Annotated in this window: 12 protein-coding genes, 2 tRNA genes and 3 rRNA genes; 3 read left to right on the forward strand and 14 right to left on the reverse strand. The window is 60.7% G+C overall.

The window, feature by feature from the left end; translation table 11 throughout:
* Positions 1-23: 23 nt before the first annotated feature.
* From NMB41_RS23590 to NMB41_RS23600, 3 genes are read left to right on the forward strand one after another with little or no spacing between them, the layout of a single operon-like run.
* Positions 24-2,024, forward strand: a complete 2,001-nt coding sequence (locus tag NMB41_RS23590; RefSeq protein WP_494380173.1) for a sigma-54-dependent Fis family transcriptional regulator — start codon at positions 24-26, stop codon at positions 2,022-2,024.
* Positions 2,025-2,033: 9 nt separating this feature from the next.
* Positions 2,034-2,615: a cytochrome b gene (locus NMB41_RS23595; RefSeq protein ID WP_494380174.1), complete on the forward strand. Its 582-nt coding sequence runs from the start codon at positions 2,034-2,036 to the stop codon at positions 2,613-2,615.
* A complete protein-coding gene (locus NMB41_RS23600) occupies positions 2,612-3,568 on the forward strand; it encodes a beta-propeller fold lactonase family protein (protein ID WP_494380175.1) in 957 nt (318 codons plus the stop codon). Before NMB41_RS23595 ends, NMB41_RS23600 begins: the two co-directional genes overlap by 4 nt.
* A gap of 37 nt (positions 3,569-3,605) precedes the next feature.
* On the opposite strand, the gene NMB41_RS23605 is transcribed toward NMB41_RS23600, so the two are convergent.
* The 14 genes from NMB41_RS23605 to NMB41_RS23670 all read right to left on the reverse strand — a co-directional run bounded on the left by NMB41_RS23605 (position 3,606) and on the right by NMB41_RS23670 (position 16,910).
* A complete protein-coding gene (locus NMB41_RS23605) occupies positions 3,606-4,604 on the reverse strand; it encodes an ATP-grasp domain-containing protein (protein WP_494380176.1) in 999 nt (332 codons plus the stop codon).
* Positions 4,605-4,650: 46 nt separating this feature from the next.
* Complete coding sequence (locus NMB41_RS23610) at positions 4,651-5,463, reverse strand: hypothetical protein (protein WP_494380177.1); 813 nt, start codon at positions 5,461-5,463, stop codon at positions 4,651-4,653.
* Entirely contained in the window at positions 5,460-6,383 is a 924-nt protein-coding gene (locus tag NMB41_RS23615; RefSeq protein ID WP_494380178.1) for a quinoprotein dehydrogenase-associated putative ABC transporter substrate-binding protein, read from the reverse strand. The genes NMB41_RS23610 and NMB41_RS23615 overlap by 4 nt, the downstream gene beginning before the upstream one ends.
* Positions 6,380-6,742, reverse strand: a complete 363-nt coding sequence (locus NMB41_RS23620; protein ID WP_494382899.1) for a c-type cytochrome — start codon at positions 6,740-6,742, stop codon at positions 6,380-6,382. Before NMB41_RS23620 ends, NMB41_RS23615 begins: the two co-directional genes overlap by 4 nt.
* Positions 6,743-6,898: 156 nt before the next feature.
* Entirely contained in the window at positions 6,899-8,704 is a 1,806-nt protein-coding gene (locus NMB41_RS23625) for a methanol/ethanol family PQQ-dependent dehydrogenase (RefSeq protein ID WP_494380179.1), read from the reverse strand.
* 244 nt (positions 8,705-8,948) lie between these two features.
* Positions 8,949-9,290 (reverse strand): hypothetical protein, encoded by a 342-nt coding sequence (locus NMB41_RS23630; RefSeq protein WP_494380180.1) that lies wholly within the window; start codon positions 9,288-9,290, stop codon positions 8,949-8,951.
* Between the two features lie 69 nt (positions 9,291-9,359).
* Positions 9,360-9,938, reverse strand: coding sequence for an S-(hydroxymethyl)glutathione synthase (gene gfa, locus NMB41_RS23635; protein WP_494380181.1), 579 nt, complete (start codon positions 9,936-9,938; stop codon positions 9,360-9,362).
* A 17-nt stretch (positions 9,939-9,955) separates the two neighbouring features.
* Positions 9,956-11,062 (reverse strand): S-(hydroxymethyl)glutathione dehydrogenase/class III alcohol dehydrogenase, encoded by a 1,107-nt coding sequence (locus NMB41_RS23640; protein ID WP_494380182.1) that lies wholly within the window; start codon positions 11,060-11,062, stop codon positions 9,956-9,958.
* Positions 11,063-11,335: 273 nt separating this feature from the next.
* Positions 11,336-11,641, reverse strand: coding sequence for a hypothetical protein (locus tag NMB41_RS23645; protein WP_494380183.1), 306 nt, complete (start codon positions 11,639-11,641; stop codon positions 11,336-11,338).
* 161 nt (positions 11,642-11,802) lie between these two features.
* Positions 11,803-11,915: ribosomal RNA gene (rrf, locus tag NMB41_RS23650) — 5S ribosomal RNA — on the reverse strand.
* 126 nt (positions 11,916-12,041) lie between these two features.
* Positions 12,042-14,917: ribosomal RNA gene (locus NMB41_RS23655) — 23S ribosomal RNA — on the reverse strand.
* A gap of 211 nt (positions 14,918-15,128) precedes the next feature.
* Positions 15,129-15,204 (reverse strand) — tRNA-Ala (locus NMB41_RS23660).
* Positions 15,205-15,214: 10 nt separating this feature from the next.
* Positions 15,215-15,291 (reverse strand) — tRNA-Ile (locus NMB41_RS23665).
* Between the two features lie 86 nt (positions 15,292-15,377).
* Positions 15,378-16,910: ribosomal RNA gene (locus tag NMB41_RS23670) — 16S ribosomal RNA — on the reverse strand.
* Together the 16S, 23S and 5S rRNA genes with 2 tRNA genes alongside form the textbook arrangement of a ribosomal RNA operon.
* Positions 16,911-17,059 lie beyond the last annotated feature (149 nt).

Raw genomic sequence — 17,059 nt, forward strand, 5'->3', positions numbered from 1 at the left:
ACCTTGCGGACGTAGGAGACAGCATGTCGAAGTTTGCCGTGGAACACGTCAAGCGCGTCCATTCGGTCGTCCACGACCGCATTGGAAGCGACCGCATTGGATCCGGCAACCGGATCACCCGCTCCTGGATCCGTTGCCTCAACGAGTACCAGCTCAATCCCGACAGCTGCGCCGAGCCCGAAGTCGTCGCGCCCTGCGAACTGCAGGAACGCCAGGAACGCCTGGCCGACGTGCAGGCCGTCGCCAAGGTCGAAATGGCGAACCTGTACCAGCAGCTGGCCGGTTCCGGCTACGCCATCATGCTGACCGACCGCGAAGGCGTGCTGCTCAATTATTTCGGCGACCCCGCCTTCACCCATGCCGCATCCAAGACCGGCCTGATGCAGGGCGCGGTCTGGAGCGAGCGCGTGCAGGGCACCAACGGCATGGGCACCTGCCTGGTCGAACGGCGCCCGCTCACCGTGCACCAGGACGAGCACTACCTGTCCCGGAATATCGGCCTCAGTTGTGCGGCGGCCCCGATCTTCGACCACGAGGGCGAACTGGTCGGCGTGCTCGACGCCTCGGGCGAATCGCGCCTGGCCCAGCAGCACACGCTGGCCCTGGTCAGCATGTCGGTGCAAATGATCGAGAACCGGGTCTTCCTGCACCAGTTCCGCCACGATTTTATTTTGCGCTTTCATAACCGGCCCGAATTCGTCGGCACCCTGAGCGAAGGCGCCATCGCGCTCTCCGTAACTGGCACGGTGCTGGCGGCCAGCCGCGCGGCCCTGTCCCTGCTCGGCTACACGGCGCCCGCCGAGATTGTCGGGCGCGACGTCTGCGAACTGTTCAACATCACCTTTTCCGGCCTGGTCGACAGCAGCGTGCGGCGCGCCTACCACCCGGTACCGATTTTCGAAGTGCGCAGCAATGCGCGCTTTTTCGCCGTCGTCTACCAGCCGGTGGCGACGATCGGCGCGCGCCGCCCAAGCCGTGCGGACAACACGCTGGCGCTGCCCGCCGCCTGCGCACTCGACGCCCTGCACCTGGGCGACCCGGCGATGCGCGCCAACGTCGAGACGGCCAAGCGCGTCATGGAGCGCAACGTCGCCATCGTGCTGCTGGGAGAAACCGGCAGCGGCAAGGAGCGCTTTGCGCGCGCCATGCATTTGTCCGGCAGCCGCGCCACCCGTCCCTTCGTTGCGATCAATTGCGCCTCGATTCCCGAGTCCCTCGTCGAAAGCGAACTGTTCGGCTATCGCGCGGGCGCGTTCACTGGCGCCAGCAAGGAGGGGCAGCGCGGCAAGCTGCTGCAAGCCAATGGCGGCACCCTCTTCCTCGACGAGATCGGCGACATGCCGGTCGCCCTGCAGGCGCGGCTGCTGCGCGTGCTGGAAGAACGCGAGGTGGTCGCGCTGGGCGGAGAAGCGCCGGTCAAGCTCGACATTCGCCTGATGAGCGCCACCCATTGCGACCTCGAGAAAAAAATCGAAAGCGGCGCCTTCCGCGAAGATTTGTATTACCGCCTGCAAGGCGTGACCTTCACCCTGCCGCCGCTGCGCGAGCGGCATGACCGCGCCGCACTGATGCGCCAGCTGGCCCTGGAAGAGAGCGACCCCGGTTCTCCGGTCGAACTCGACGATGGCTTGCTGGCCCTGCTCGAGCGCCAGCGCTGGCCCGGCAACCTGCGCCAGCTGCGCCACCTGCTGCGCACCATGATCGCCCTGCGCGAAGCGGACCGCCTCACCGTGCATGACTTGCCGCCCGAATACCGGCACACCCTGGCGGACCTGGCGCCGGCCGCGGGCGCGCCAGTGGCCGGCACTGCGCCGCCCGCCGCTACGCCGGGGGCCGGTGCCCGGCGCGATAGCGGCCTGAATGCCTTCGAATGCGCAGAACGCGAGGTGCTGCTGCAGGAATTGCAACGCCACCAGTGGAACCTGAGCGGCGTCGCCCGCGAGCTCAATATCAGCCGCAATACGCTGTACCGCAAATTGCAGCGCCTGAACATCGAGCATCCCGATAAATCGCTGTTTCATTAGAGCGTTTTTATGACCGCACGCTATACCGCTACCGCGATCGCCCTGCACTGGCTGATCGCACTGCTGCTGCTCGGCCAGTTTGCCTTCGGCCTCGCGCTCGAAGATATTCCGCGCGGTACGCCCGCACGCGGCTATTTCGTCAACCTGCACAAAAGCAGCGGCATCCTGATCGGCCTGTTGATCCTGGTGCGCCTGGGCTGGCGCCTGACGCACACGCCGCCACCCCTGCCGGCGTCGACGCCGCGCTGGCAGCGGCACGCGGCCAGGCTCAGCCATATTCTGCTGTACGCCTGCATGCTGGCCTTGCCATTGTCCGGCTATCTCGCTTCGAATTTCAGCAAGCACGGCGTGAAATTTTTTAATGTCGTGCGCTGGGCGCCCTGGGGACCGGACGACAAGACGCTGTATGCCTTCTTCAATGGCGCCCATCACTTGTTCGCGCTGCTGCTGGCGCTGCTCGTTGCGGTCCACGTGCTGGCCGTGGCCAAGCACATGCTGATTGACCGCGACGGCCTGCTGCTGCGCATGTGGCCGCAGCGCGGTGCGCGTCCCGGCCGGGTAGCCGGCCGCCATCCTGTGGAGAACCGATGACCAACCCGTCCTTGCGCCGTCTTGCCGCCGCCCTCGCCTTCGCGGCGGCACTGCCCCTGCCGCTATTTGCCGCGCCGTTTGCCTATGTGCCCAACGAGGGGTCGGGCACGATCTCGGTGATCGACACGGCCCTTGACCAGGTCGTGGCCGAGCTGCCCGGCGGCTCCAAGCCGCGCGGCCTGGCCGTGGGCGTGGACGCGCGCTGGCTGTACGTCAGCGACCAGCCGAACAACCGCCTGCAGCTGGTGGAACTCGGCACGCGCAAACTCGGCGCCACGGTGGCGCTGGGCGAGTCGCCCGAAGGCGTGTCGATCTCCCCGGACGGGCGCTGGGTGATCGCGGCGCTCGAAGGCAAGAACGAGATCGCCGTCCTCGACACGACAACCCGCGCGCTGGCCTTTTCGATCCCCGTGCGCGGCAAGAATCCCGAGCACGCCGTGTTCAGCCCGAACGGACGCCTGGTGTTCGTCAGCGCCGAGGAAGGCGACGCCGTCGACATTCTCGATTTTACGAGCCGCAAGCAGCTGGCCCAGGTGGCTGTCGGTGCGCGCCCGCGCGGCATCGGCTTTTTGCCGGACAGTAGCCGCGCCTATGTGGCGACCGAAAACGCCAACGAAGTCTTCGTCATCGACACCACCAGTTTTGCCATCGTCGCGCGCATCAAGGCCGGGCTGCGCGCCAACGGCATCGCCGTCCACCCGAACGGCAAATTCGTCTACGTGTCGAACGGCGGCGACGCCAATGTGTCGATCATCGACACGGCCAGCAACCAGGTCGTGGCCACCGTGCCGGTAGGCCAGCGGCCCTGGAACATGGCGCTCACGCCGGACGGCAAAAAGCTGTATGTCGCCAATGGCCGCTCCGGCAACGTGAGCGTGATCGACACCGCCAGCCGCACCAAGCTGCGCGACATCGCCGTCGGCAAACTGCCCTGGGGCGTGGTGATCCGCTAAAGCCGGGGCCGCCTGCCAGCCGCTTCCCCCGGTTCGATCAACCGTCGGCGCCCGGCGCGAAGCTGGCGACGTCGACGCTGACCGTACGGCGTCCGGCGGGCGGCGCCGGCATGGCCGCGGGTCCCTTGAGCAGGTCGATCACCAGGCCGGCCGGGTTGCAGCCGATCGAGGCATGCAGCCCGGCATAGGCCGTGGTCAGGCGCGGATTGACGTCGATGACCACCGCGCCGCGCTCGCCGAGGATGATGTCCACGCCCACATAGCCCCACAAGGTCGGCAGGGCGGCGGCCACCTGCTGGGCCAGGCGCTCGAGCGCGCCGTCGGGGTCCGGCAAGCCGTTGACGGTGGTGCCCAGGAAGTGAAACCGGTTGTCGCGCACGGCCACCCGTTCCTCGTTGCGCGCCAGCAGCCGCGCCGCGCCGTCGCAGCAGATCAGCGACAGGCTGCCCAGCTTGCCCGCAACGAAGGGCTGCAGCACATAGCCCTGGGCCGCGCTGGTGCGGATCCAGGCCAGGGCGGCGGCGCGATTGCTGAACAGGCGGGTGTCGAGGCAACCGGCGCCATGTTCGGGCTTGACCACCCATGCGCCCTCCCCGTCCGGCAAGGCGGCATGCGGGCGGTAGGTCGGCACGGTGGCGACGCCGCCCTCGGCCAGCGCCCGTGCCACCTTGAGCTTGCTCCCCGCGACCCGCACCGCCCCCGGCGCGCTGCCCAGCAGGATGCGTTTGCCACGCAGGATGTCGCGCGACAGGCCCTCAAGCACCCCTTCCGATTCCGGCGCCAGCGGCCAGACCGCGTCCGCCGCCTGCACGCAGCGTGCGAAGCGCTCGGCAAAGGACTGCACCGGCAAGATGCCGGCATCAAGCGCGCACAGGGTCGCCATCGTGCACACTTCGACCTCCGGCAAGGCGGCCAGGTCGGCCAGCAAGGCATCGAACAGCATCGCGCCCTGCTGCGTGAAGGCATGCGGCAGCACGCGCGTCGTCCAGCCGCCCTCCATCACATAATCGAAAGCAAACACTTTCAAGGGCGCCATGTGTGTCTCCCGCTGATTCCTTGTCCAGCAGCTTCTACTAGCGGGCTCAGCGCCGGGGAGCGACCACCTTGACCAGGGTGAGCGTCTCCTCGATGACCGGTATGACCTTACCCGGGGCCGCCGTGCCGGGTTGCGCTGTAGCAGGCGCGGCGGCGGAGACGGGCGCACCGAGCCCCGGGGCCGCGGTGCGTGCCACCACCGTCCCGGTTGCCGGCCGGCTTCCTTCGGTATTCGCCAGCGAGGTGCTCACCTGATACAGCCCGCCCGGCACCTTGTCGCTCAAAATAAAGGTATAGGTCTTGCGCACGTAGTTCTCGAAGCGCGCGTGCAGGGGATCGTCGAAGTAGGGCTGGACGCGCACCATCTTGGCTTCCACCGTCTTGCCCTGGTAGGTAATGCGTTGCGCTGTCACCTGCGCCGTTTCGGCCAGCGCCATCCGGATGCGCTTGCGGAAATAGGTGACGGAGCCGCCGGTCAGGCGCTTCATCTCGGCGATGTCATGCTCGAGAAAGCCGAGCACGACCGGATTGCCATGGGCGTCGTTCACCTCGGGCAGGTCGCGCCGGCGCTTGCCGCTGAAGAAGTGCAGCGCGGCATGCACTTGCCCCTTGCTGCGCGAGACATCGAGCTCGACGCTGTCGGTGAATGCGGGTTCGACATTGCTGCGCTTGCTATATTCATAGACCAGGGTGGCGGGCGCCTCGGTCGTCGCGAGATGGTCGGTCTCGAACAGCAAGACCTCGGCGAGCGACACCGGCTGTGCGCCGGCCGTGCCGGTGCACAGCGCGGCGAGGACGTTGAAGGCAAGGCACACGGCCGCCGCGCGCGAGACCGGGCGGCCTGGCAATAGGCGGCTCATGGCGACTTCGCCGCTGGTGGCGCCGCTGATGCTGCCGCGGGTGCTGCCGATAGGGAGGCCACTTGCGCTTCGAGCAGCGGCACGCCGTATTGCTCGAGGATCGCATGGATCTTCGCTTCGTTGGCGAGGATCAGCTGATCGATGCGCTGCCTGAAATCCTTGTCGGCGTGGCGCACCGCCATCGCGATCTCGAAATCGAATTTCATGCCCGGCTTCGATGCCAGGGGAATGGCGGCAATCGGCGCGGAGCGGGAACTTTTGGCGAAATAGCCGGCGATCGGGCCCCAGGCAAACGCGATATCGATCTTCCCGCTGGCCAGGTCTTTTTCGATGATTTCGCCGGGATACTGTTCGGCGTCGCCGGTCTGGCTCTGGTACCAGGCGACTTGCTCCATCAGGTTATTCTGCAGCAGCCACTCGGTGACGGGCGAGCCGGCGAAGGCGCCGAAGCGCAGTTTCTTGCGTTGTTCGGGATCGAGCGCCATGACGTCGTCGAGGCTGCGCACCCGGTCCAGCCCCTCGCCCTTGACATAGGCCATGGCATAGCTGGAGCGGTAATACGGCCGCGTGGTGGCCGCCATGTCGAAGCCCTTGGGAACACCCGTGACCAGGTCGCACTTGAAATGGTCGGCATGCTCCTCCTTGGCGCGCAAGGTATTGCGGATAAAGCCCATTCGTTGCGGGAACCAGGTGTGTTCCAGCTTCCAGCCCAGTTGCTGCGCAAACAGCGCGGCAATCTTGTTCTCGAAACCGGCCAGCGCCTGGTTCGACAGCGGCAAATTATTCGGGTCCTGGCAAACCCGAAGCACCTTGTCGAATCCGGGTGCGGGCGTGGGCTGGGCGATGGCCGCGCCCCCGAAGAATGCGAGCACGCAGGCCCCGCCCGCCAGCAGCGGCTCCCACTTGGGGCGCCACCTCATTTACCGATCTCCTGCAGGCGGCCAGGTTCGATGGCGCCATCCGAGCGCCCCTTCAGATAGGCATACAGGTTGTCGATGTTTTCGCTTACCATCTTGCTGCTGTCGAAATTCGGCATGCCCTTCTCGATGCGGCCCTTGAGCACGATCGCCTTGAACTCGTCCTTGCTCAGCACCCGTAAACTGTTGACCAGCGAGGGGCCGACCATGCCTTCCTGGGCGGCGCCGTGACAACGCTCGCAGGCCATGGCGCGCCAGGTCTTCCAGCCGCTCAGGGTTTGCGCATCGACCTTGTTGCCCTCGGCGACCTTATAAGGCGCCGCATCGGCGGCCAGCGCGGATGCGGACACCAATCCGGTCATCACCGCCACGCTCCAGCATGCGGCGACGATGACTGCTTTCTTCATGAGTCTGTTCATATCCATTCCTGGCAAGCGAGGGTCGGCCGCGGGCCGTGGCCGGCGACCGCCCTCTATTCAGTTACACAGCATCGATCATGCGTGGCGCTTAGGGGACCTTTAACGGTCAGGCAGGGCGAATACGGTCAGCACGCCGCCGAGCTCGGTGTACTTGGCCAGGTCCTTGTAGCCGCCCACCGCGCCCAGGCCTTCGGTACCCTTGGTCAGGCCGGCCGCGAGCCCGATCCCGGCCCAGCCGCCGATCCCCGACAGCACGCCGATGTATTGCTTGCCCTTGTATTCCCAGGTGTGGACGTTGCCGATGATCCCGGATGGGGTCTTGAATTTCCACAGCTCCTTGCCGTTCAGGTCGACCGCCTTGAGGTGGCCTTCCAGGGTGCCGTAGAACACGACGTCGCCGGCGGTCGACAATGCGCCGCTCCAGACCGAGAATTTCTCCGGTTTCGACCAGACGATTTTTCCGGTGCCGGCGTCCCAGGCAACGAAATTACCCAGACCGCCATGGCTGTTCGGCGCGGCGTACATCGAGAGGGTCGCGCCGACATACGGCTGGCCCGCGGTGTACTCGATCTGGAAGGGCTCGTAGTCCATGCACACGTGGTTGGTCGGGACGTAGAACAGGCCGGTCTTGCGGTTGTAGGTGGCCGGCTGCTGGTCCTTGGTGCCCAGTGCCGAGGGGCAGATGCCCTTCGAATTGAAGTCGGGCCCGTTCTTGTCGGTGCTGTACTTGGCCACCACTTGCGGACGGCCGCTCTTCATGTCGACGTGGGTCGCCCAGTTCACTTTCGGATCGAATTTTTCAGCCACCAGCAGTTCGCCGCTGACGCGGTCGAGCGTGTAGGCGAAGCCGTTGCGGTCGAAGTGCACCAGGGCCTTGCGCGGGGTGCCCTTGACCTTGATGTCGGCCAGGATCATTTCGTTAACGCCGTCATAATCCCACTCGTCGTGCGGCGTCATCTGGTAGACCCATTTCGCCATTCCCGTGTCGAGGTCGCGCGCAAAAATGGTCATCGTCCACTTGTTGTCGCCGGGACGCTGGCGTGGATTCCAGGTGCTCGGGTTGCCGGTACCGTAATAGACCAGGTTGGTGGCCGGGTCATAGCTGTACCAGCCCCAGGTCGTGCCGCCGCCCAGCTTCCACTGGTCGCCCTTCCAGCTTTTCAGCGAAGAGTCGGGGCCGATCGGCGCCATTTTGCCGTCGGTCCAGGTCATGGTTTTCGCGGGATCGACGATCATCTCGTTGTCGGGGCCCGTGCTGAAGGCCTTCCACAGCACCTTGCCGGTGTTCATGTCGTGCGCCGTGATGCGTCCGCGCACGCCGAACTCGCCGCCGCTGATGCCGGTCAGTATCTTGTCCTTGAACACGTGCGGGGTATTGGTCGTGGTTTCGCCGATCTTCGGATCGCCCACCTTGTTTTTCCAGAGTTCGGCGCCGGTCTTCGCATCGAGGGCTACCAGGGTGGTGTCGGCCTGCTGCAGGAAGATCTTGCCGTTGGCGTAGGCGACACCACGGTTCACCGTGTCGCAGCACATCACAGGGATCACGGTCGGATCCTGTTTAGGCTCGTACTTCCAGCGGATGCTCTGGTCTTCCAGGGAGATGGCAAACACCTTGTTCGGGAAGGGGCTGTGGATGTACATGGTGTCGCCAATGACGAGCGGGCCGCCTTCGTGGCCGCGCAGCACGCCGGTCGAGAAGGTCCAGGCCACCTGCAGGTTTTTGGCGTTCTTGCTGGTGATCTGCTTGAGTTCGCTGTACCGGTGGTTTGCCATGTTCCCTGACTGCATGGCCCAGTTTTTGGGATCCTTGGTCAGCTGTTCGACGTCGGAACTGGCAGCAAATGCGGGGGTGGCCGCCAGCGCCAGGCACGGCCACCAGCGGATGAGTCTTTTGGTAAATGACATGGTTAAGTCTCCTTTGGTTTTATATGCGGTGCGACCTGGTCCAGCGCTCTTCAACTTTCCAATGACGACAGGCGGGTAGCCCCACCATCAACACAGCACTTAGCGTGCCAGTGCGTCCGGCTGGGCCGGCCGTGCCGCGCTGCCCCTGGACCCGCCGGTGCTGCGTGACAGCGTGTTCAGGATTCGTGACAGTGGTTCTGCAACCTGTGCCATCCGTGGCGCAGCGCCCGGCGGCACACCGGTCTCAGCGTTCCGGCACACGGCAGGCCTTGTTGGCGCTGTCCTGCAGCGCCTTGTACTTGCTGGCCATTTCCTTGACCGGCGCCGGGTCGCGGAACAGCGCGCCCCGTTCCCCCGACAGGGTCTGGTTGCGCAAGGCGGTCGACATCGTCACGTACTCGTCATAGGGCATGTGTTTGGCGATGTGGTCGATGGCGCAGGAACATTTGTAGAGGTACTCGTACTTGCTCTCATGTTTTTGCATGCACTCGAGCACGTACTCGACCCGGCCGCTGGTCGGGAAATCGTTGGCCTGGGCAGTGAGTGGCGCGATTGAAACAGCCAACAGCAGAAGGTGTCGCTTCATCTTGTCTCCATGTTGCGGGCAAGCGGTCCGGCCTGCGGACCGCCCTTGCCGGCGGCGCCGGCGTATGCGTCAGGCGTCTTTCAACACGCCGCGGGTTTTGGCGACATGGGTCGAGATCGCATCCATCAGGGCCGGCGACAGGGCGTCGTAGGGAGGCAGGCCAATCTCGTTCAGGCGCGCGCGGATTGCACCCATCTGCTCGGGACGTGCGCCCCCTTCGATGGCCGACGAGACGAAAGCGGCGAACTCGGGCGCCGCCCAGCCGCGCTCCTTCGACAGCTCGGTATGCACGAAGTCCAAGCCATGGAAGGCGTGGCCCGTGTTTTCGATGCGGCCGTACATGTGCACGCCACAGTCGCGGCAGGCATGGCGCTGGATCGTGGCGCTCTCGTCGACCACTTGCAGCTTGTCTTCGTTGGCGGTGACGCGGACGTTTTCGCGGCCGACCACGGCGACCTGGGAAAACAGGGCGCCGGCCGGTTTCCAGCATTTGGTGCAGCCGCATACGTGGTTGTGCGCGACCTGCCCCTTGATCTCGACCGTCACCGGATTGCTGGCGCACAGGCAGGACAAGGTGCCGCCTGAAAAACCGGCCTCTGCCCGCTTGATGCCGTCGACGGCCGGATGGATGTTTACTGCTGTGCTCATGATGCCTCCCTGGTTGGTTAGTACAGCACTACCGAGCGGATCGACTGACCGCTCTTCATCAGCTCGAAGCCCTCGTTGATGCGATCGAGAGGCAAGGTATGGGTGATCAGGTCGTCGATATTGATCTTGCCGTCCATGTACCAGTCGACGATCTTCGGCACGTCGGTGCGGCCGCGTGCGCCCCCGAAAGCGGAACCTTTCCACTGGCGCCCGGTGACCAGCTGGAAGGGCCGGGTGCTGATTTCCTGGCCGGCGGCGGCGACGCCGATGATGAAGGATTGGCCCCATCCCTTGTGCGTGCACTCGAGCGCCTGGCGCATCAACTGCGTGTTGCCGACGCATTCGAAGGAAAAGTCGGCGCCGCCGTCGGTCAATTGCACGATGTGGTCGACGATGTTGCCGACCTCGTTCGGATTGACGAAATGGGTCATGCCGAATTTACGGGCGATCTCGACCCGGCCCGGGTTGATGTCGACGCCGATGATCTTGTCGGCGCCCACCATGCGCGCGCCCTGGATCACGTTCAGGCCGATGCCGCCCAGGCCGAACACGACGACGTTGGCGCCGGCCTCGACCTTGGCCGAGAACACGACCGCGCCCACGCCGGTGGTCACGCCGCAGCCGATGTAGCAGGCTTTATCAAACGGCGCGTCCGGCCGGATCTTGGCCAATGCAATTTCCGGGACAACGATGTAATTCGAAAAGGTCGAGGTGCCCATGTAGTGGAACAGGGGTTGGCCATCGAGGGAGAAGCGCGAGGTGGCGTCGGGCATCAGGCCGCGGCCCTGGGTCGAGCGGATCGACTGGCACAAATTGGTCTTGCGCGACAGGCAGAATTTGCATTGCCGGCATTCGGGCGTGTAGAGCGGGATCACGTGGTCGTCGCGCTGGACCGAGGTGACGCCCGGGCCGGTTTCGAGCACGACGCCGGCGCCCTCGTGTCCGAGGATGGAAGGGAAAATGCCTTCAGGATCGGCACCGGACAAGGTGTAGTAATCGGTATGGCAGATCCCGGTCGCCTTGATCTCCACCAGTACCTCGCCGGCGCGCGGTCCTTCCAGGTCAACTTCGGCAATGGACAGGGGGGCTCCGGCCTTCCACGCAATGGCTGCTCTCGTTTTCATGGCATCTTTCTGGTCGATGAGGTCCACCGTGCTGGCGGACTGGTTGGAAACAAGTGTGCCGTGGCGCGCTGTCGCTCCGAAACTGCAACACTGCTGCGTCGCTTGTTCCAATCGGGGGACAGTGGTGTTCCGCCGTCTGCGTTGACGCATGGTGCGGACGGCGCCTGGCACACGCAGAAGGGGGAGAATGCAAGCGGCGTGCCACGCGGCTCGCAGGGCTGGCCGGTATGCGGTAAGTGCGGGAAGGAATGCCTGAGGTGCTAGCGCGGCGTGTCAATGCCGGCCGCGGCCGTGCCACCCGCCATGCCGGTAGCCGCCATGGTGGCTGCGGTGACCGCCATGATATCGGCCGTGGTAGCCGCCATGGTGACCGTGATGGGAATGGTGATGATCGAAATAGCTGAAGCCGAGACTCAGCGAGACAGGCGGTCCGACATAGGTCGGATAGCCGTAATAGCTGTAGCCGGCGTAATAGGGGTCGTAGGCGGCGTAGGGCGCGTATGCGCAGCCTCCAAGTCCGAGAGCGAGCAGCAATGCGGCAACGAACCGGATTGCCCCGCGTTTACATTGCGTGTCCATGATCAGTCCATTCCGAACTGGGAACATGGGTTCAGTCTAGTCGTCAGGACAAAGTTTTCAACGTAACTTCAGGTAGCGTGGCGCCTGGCTCAGGTACAGGATCGGCCGCCCAAAGCAAAAAACCCCACCAGGATCACCTGGTGGGGTTTTTCTTATAACTAGCCTGACGATAACCTACTTTCACACTGGTTGCAGCACTATCATCGGCGCAAAGTCGTTTCACGGTCCTGTTCGGGATGGGAAGGGGTGGGACCGACTTGCTATGGTCATCAGGCATAACTTGTACGAGCTGTGTCCGCTGGTGCGAACAAGGCTCTGAATCTGGAAGAAGTAGGTTTTGGTAGTGGTGCGTATCAACAAACAGCACTGTAATCTTACTTTTATAACCTGCTAAGGTTATAGGGACAAGCCGTACGGGCAATTAGTACTGGTTAGCTTAATGCATTACTGCACTTCCACACCCAGCCTATCAACGTCCTGGTCTCGAACGACCCTTCAAGGAGCTCAAGGCTCCGGGAAATCTCATCTCAAGGCAAGTTTCCCGCTTAGATGCTTTCAGCGGTTATCTCTTCCGAACTTAGCTACCCGGCAATGCCACTGGCGTGACAACCGGTACACCAGAGGTTCGTCCACTCCGGTCCTCTCGTACTAGGAGCAGCCCCCTTCAAATTTCCAACGCCCACGGCAGATAGGGACCAAACTGTCTCACGACGTTTTAAACCCAGCTCACGTACCACTTTAAATGGCGAACAGCCATACCCTTGGGACCGGCTACAGCCCCAGGATGTGATGAGCCGACATCGAGGTGCCAAACTCCCCCGTCGATATGAACTCTTGGGAGGAATCAGCCTGTTATCCCCAGAGTACCTTTTATCCGTTGAGCGATGGCCCTTCCATACAGAACCACCGGATCACTATGTCCTACTTTCGTACCTGCTCGACTTGTCGGTCTCGCAGTTAAGCACGCTTATGCCATTGCACTATTAGCACGATGTCCGACCGTACCTAGCGTACCTTCGAACTCCTCCGTTACACTTTAGGAGGAGACCGCCCCAGTCAAACTGCCTACCATGCACTGTCCCCGATCCGGATAACGGACCAAGGTTAGAACCTCAAACAAACCAGGGTGGTATTTCAAGGATGGCTCCACGAGAACTGGCGTCCCCGCTTCAAAGCCTCCCACCTATCCTACACAGATTGGTTCAAAGTCCAATGCAAAGCTACAGTAAAGGTTCATGGGGTCTTTCCGTCTAGCCGCGGGTAGATTGCATCATCACAAACATTTCAACTTCGCTGAGTCTCGGGAGGAGACAGTGTGGCCATCGTTACGCCATTCGTGCAGGTCGGAACTTACCCGACAAGGAATTTCGCTACCTTAGGACCGTTATAGTTACGGCCGCCGTTTACTGGGACTTCAATCAAGAGCTTGCACCCCATCATTTAATCTTCCAGCACCGGGCAGGCGTCACACCCTATACGTCCACTTTCGTGTTTGCAGAGTGCTGTGTTTTTATTAAACAGTCGCAGCCACCAGTTTATTGCAACCCGTTCACCCTTCCACAGTAAAGTGGTCAAGCTACAAGGGCGTACCTTTTCCCGAAGTTACGGTACCAATTTGCCGAGTTCCTTCTCCCGAGTTCTCTCAAGCGCCTTAGAATACTCATCTCGCCCACCTGTGTCGGTTTGCGGTACGGTCTCGTATGACTGAAGCTTAGAGGCTTTTCTTGGAACCACTTCCGATTGCTTCGCAGCATAAAGCCGCTCGTCCCACTCCCTTGAATTCCGCGCCCGGATTTGCCTAAGCGCCTTCTATGAAGCAGAAACTGACTATTCCAACAGTCAGACAACCTTCCGCGATCCGTCCCCCCATCGCATCATACGACGGTGCAGGAATATTAACCTGCTTCCCATCAGCTACGCATCTCTGCCTCGCCTTAGGGGCCGACTCACCCTGCTCCGATGAACGTTGAACAGGAAACCTTGGGCTTACGGCGTGGAGGCTTTTCACCCCCATTATCGCTACTCATGTCAGCATTCGCACTTCTGATACCTCCAGCATCCTTCACAAGACACCTTCGCAGGCTTACAGAACGCTCTCCTACCATATCCAATAAAGGATATCCGCAGCTTCGGTGACTGGCTTAGCCCCGTTACATCTTCCGCGCAGGACGACTCGATCAGTGAGCTATTACGCTTTCTTTAAATGGTGGCTGCTTCTAAGCCAACATCCTGACTGTTTTAGCCTTCCCACTTCGTTTTCCACTTAGCCAATCTTTGGGACCTTAGCTGGCGGTCTGGGTTGTTTCCCTCTTGACGCCGGACGTTAGCACCCGACGTCTGTCTCCCAAGCTCGCACTCATCGGTATTCGGAGTTTGCAATGGTTTGGTAACTCGCAATGAGCCCCTAGCCATAACAGTGCTCTACCCCCGATGGTGATACTTGAGGCACTACCTAAATAGTTTTCGGAGAGAACCAGCTATTTCCAAGTTTGTTTAGCCTTTCACCCCTACCCACAGCTCATCCCCTAATTTTTCAACATTAGTGGGTTCGGACCTCCAGGGCGTGTTACCGCACCTTCATCCTGGCCATGGGTAGATCACTTGGTTTCGGGTCTACACCCAGCGACTGTCGCCCTGTTCGGACTCGATTTCTCTACGGCTCCCCTATTCGGTTAACCTCGCCACTGAATGTAAGTCGCTGACCCATTATACAAAAGGTACGCCGTCACGGAACAAGTCCGCTCCGACTGTTTGTATGCACACGGTTTCAGGATCTATTTCACTCCCCTCCCGGGGTTCTTTTCGCCTTTCCCTCACGGTACTGGTTCACTATCGGTCGATTACGAGTATTTAGCCTTGGAGGATGGTCCCCCCATGTTCAGACAGGATTTCTCGTGTCCCGCCCTACTTGTCGTACGCTTAGTATCACCGTTCGGATTTCGTGTAAGGGGCTATCACCCTCTATGGCCAACATTTCCAGGTTGTTCCACTATCCAATCGACTATCACGTACAGGCTCTTCCCATTTCGCTCGCCACTACTTTGGGAATCTCGGTTGATTTCTTTTCCTGCAGCTACTTAGATGTTTCAGTTCGCCGCGTTCGCTTTGCATACCTATGTATTCAGTATGCAATGACCTAAAAGGCCGGGTTTCCCCATTCGGAAATCTGCGGATCAAAGCGTGTTTGCTCGCTCCCCGCAGCTTATCGCAAGCTACTACGTCCTTCATCGCCTGTAATCGCCAAGGCATCCACCATGTGCACTTATTCGCTTGTCCCTATAACGTTAGCTTCTGGCGACTAACCAGAAAGCGTTTATAAGAATAAGAGTACAGCTTGTTGCATGTTTTCTGATTTGTACTACTACCCTGAGCACGCACTGTCGTGCGTACTCAATAAAACTTTACTTCTTCCAGATTGTTAAAGAACAGAACAACAGTTAATCTCGAAAAGACTAAACGTAAATCTAACGACTTAAGTTTAGGCTTTTGGTGGAGGATGACGGGATCGAACCGACGACCCCCTGCTTGCAAAGCAGGTGCTCTCCCAGCTGAGCTAATCCCCCTGGGTGTGACTGGTAGGGCTGGTTGGGCTCGAACCAACGACCCCCGCGTTATCAACACGGTGCTCTAACCAGCTGAGCTACAGCCCCGAAACTGTGTTCTTTGTTCAACAGTCGATAAGTGTGGACGTTTAATGATGAGTTCAGTTTTGAGGCTGACTCCGGTGCTACTCTAGAAAGGAGGTGATCCAGCCGCACCTTCCGATACGGCTACCTTGTTACGACTTCACCCCAGTCACGAATCCTACCGTGGTAAGCGCCCCCCTTGCGGTTAAGCTACCTACTTCTGGTAAAACCCGCTCCCATGGTGTGACGGGCGGTGTGTACAAGACCCGGGAACGTATTCACCGCGACATGCTGATCCGCGATTACTAGCGATTCCAACTTCACGCAGTCGAGTTGCAGACTGCGATCCGGACTACGATACACTTTCTGGGATTAGCTCCCCCTCGCGGGTTGGCGGCCCTCTGTATGTACCATTGTATGACGTGTGAAGCCCTACCCATAAGGGCCATGAGGACTTGACGTCATCCCCACCTTCCTCCGGTTTGTCACCGGCAGTCTCATTAGAGTGCTCAACTAAATGTAGCAACTAATGACAAGGGTTGCGCTCGTTGCGGGACTTAACCCAACATCTCACGACACGAGCTGACGACAGCCATGCAGCACCTGTGTTACGGTTCTCTTTCGAGCACACCTCGATCTCTCGTGGCTTCCGTACATGTCAAGGGTAGGTAAGGTTTTTCGCGTTGCATCGAATTAATCCACATCATCCACCGCTTGTGCGGGTCCCCGTCAATTCCTTTGAGTTTTAATCTTGCGACCGTACTCCCCAGGCGGTCTACTTCACGCGTTAGCTGCGTTACCAAGTTAATTAAAACCCGACAACTAGTAGACATCGTTTAGGGCGTGGACTACCAGGGTATCTAATCCTGTTTGCTCCCCACGCTTTCGTGCATGAGCGTCAATCTTGACCCAGGGGGCTGCCTTCGCCATCGGTGTTCCTCCACATCTCTACGCATTTCACTGCTACACGTGGAATTCTACCCCCCTCTGCCAGATTCAAGCCTTGCAGTCTCCATCGCAATTCCCAGGTTGAGCCCGGGGCTTTCACGACAGACTTACAAAACCGCCTGCGCACGCTTTACGCCCAGTAATTCCGATTAACGCTTGCACCCTACGTATTACCGCGGCTGCTGGCACGTAGTTAGCCGGTGCTTATTCTTCAGGTACCGTCATTAGTAAGAGATATTAGCTCCCACCGTTTCTTCCCTGACAAAAGAGCTTTACAACCCGAAGGCCTTCTTCACTCACGCGGCATTGCTGGATCAGGCTTGCGCCCATTGTCCAAAATTCCCCACTGCTGCCTCCCGTAGGAGTCTGGACCGTGTCTCAGTTCCAGTGTGGCTGGTCGTCCTCTCAGACCAGCTACTGATCGTAGCCTTGGTAGGCCTTTACCCTACCAACTAGCTAATCAGATATCGGCCGCTCCAGGAGCATGAGGTCTTGCGATCCCCCACTTTCATCCTTAGATCGTATGCGGTATTAGCGTAACTTTCGCTACGTTATCCCCCACTCTTGGGTACGTTCCGATATATTACTCACCCGTTCGCCACTCGCCGCCAGGTTGCCCCGCGCTGCCGTTCGACTTGCATGTGTAAAGCATGCCGCCAGCGTTCAATCTGAGCCAGGATCAAACTCTTCAGTTTAATCTCTGTTTGTCGAGGACACTGCTGCCCTCGAATCCGTCCCATTGGTCCGGATTCGCTCACTCAAAATACTGACCGTTATCCCATTGCTGAGACAACGCTATTTCTTTTTTGTGAACATTTGATAATTTAAGTAATCAGTGACCGAA

The organism is Massilia sp. FBCC-B171 (genome assembly GCF_059134155.1).

Excerpts from the sequence above, each read along its gene's own strand:
- NMB41_RS23590 (WP_494380173.1), top strand. The coding sequence starts at position 24 with ATGTCGAAGTTTGCCGTGGAACACGTCAAGCGCGTCCATTCGGTCGTC.
- NMB41_RS23595 (WP_494380174.1), top strand. The coding sequence starts at position 2,034 with ATGACCGCACGCTATACCGCTACCGCGATCGCCCTGCACTGGCTGATC.
- NMB41_RS23600 (WP_494380175.1), top strand. The coding sequence starts at position 2,612 with ATGACCAACCCGTCCTTGCGCCGTCTTGCCGCCGCCCTCGCCTTCGCG.
- NMB41_RS23605 (WP_494380176.1), bottom strand. The coding sequence starts at position 4,604 with ATGGCGCCCTTGAAAGTGTTTGCTTTCGATTATGTGATGGAGGGCGGC.
- NMB41_RS23610 (WP_494380177.1), bottom strand. The coding sequence starts at position 5,463 with ATGAGCCGCCTATTGCCAGGCCGCCCGGTCTCGCGCGCGGCGGCCGTG.
- NMB41_RS23615 (WP_494380178.1), bottom strand. The coding sequence starts at position 6,383 with ATGAGGTGGCGCCCCAAGTGGGAGCCGCTGCTGGCGGGCGGGGCCTGC.
- NMB41_RS23620 (WP_494382899.1), bottom strand. The coding sequence starts at position 6,742 with ATGACCGGATTGGTGTCCGCATCCGCGCTGGCCGCCGATGCGGCGCCT.
- NMB41_RS23625 (WP_494380179.1), bottom strand. The coding sequence starts at position 8,704 with ATGTCATTTACCAAAAGACTCATCCGCTGGTGGCCGTGCCTGGCGCTG.
- NMB41_RS23630 (WP_494380180.1), bottom strand. The coding sequence starts at position 9,290 with ATGAAGCGACACCTTCTGCTGTTGGCTGTTTCAATCGCGCCACTCACT.
- gfa (WP_494380181.1), bottom strand. The coding sequence starts at position 9,938 with ATGAGCACAGCAGTAAACATCCATCCGGCCGTCGACGGCATCAAGCGG.
- NMB41_RS23640 (WP_494380182.1), bottom strand. The coding sequence starts at position 11,062 with ATGAAAACGAGAGCAGCCATTGCGTGGAAGGCCGGAGCCCCCCTGTCC.
- NMB41_RS23645 (WP_494380183.1), bottom strand. The coding sequence starts at position 11,641 with ATGGACACGCAATGTAAACGCGGGGCAATCCGGTTCGTTGCCGCATTG.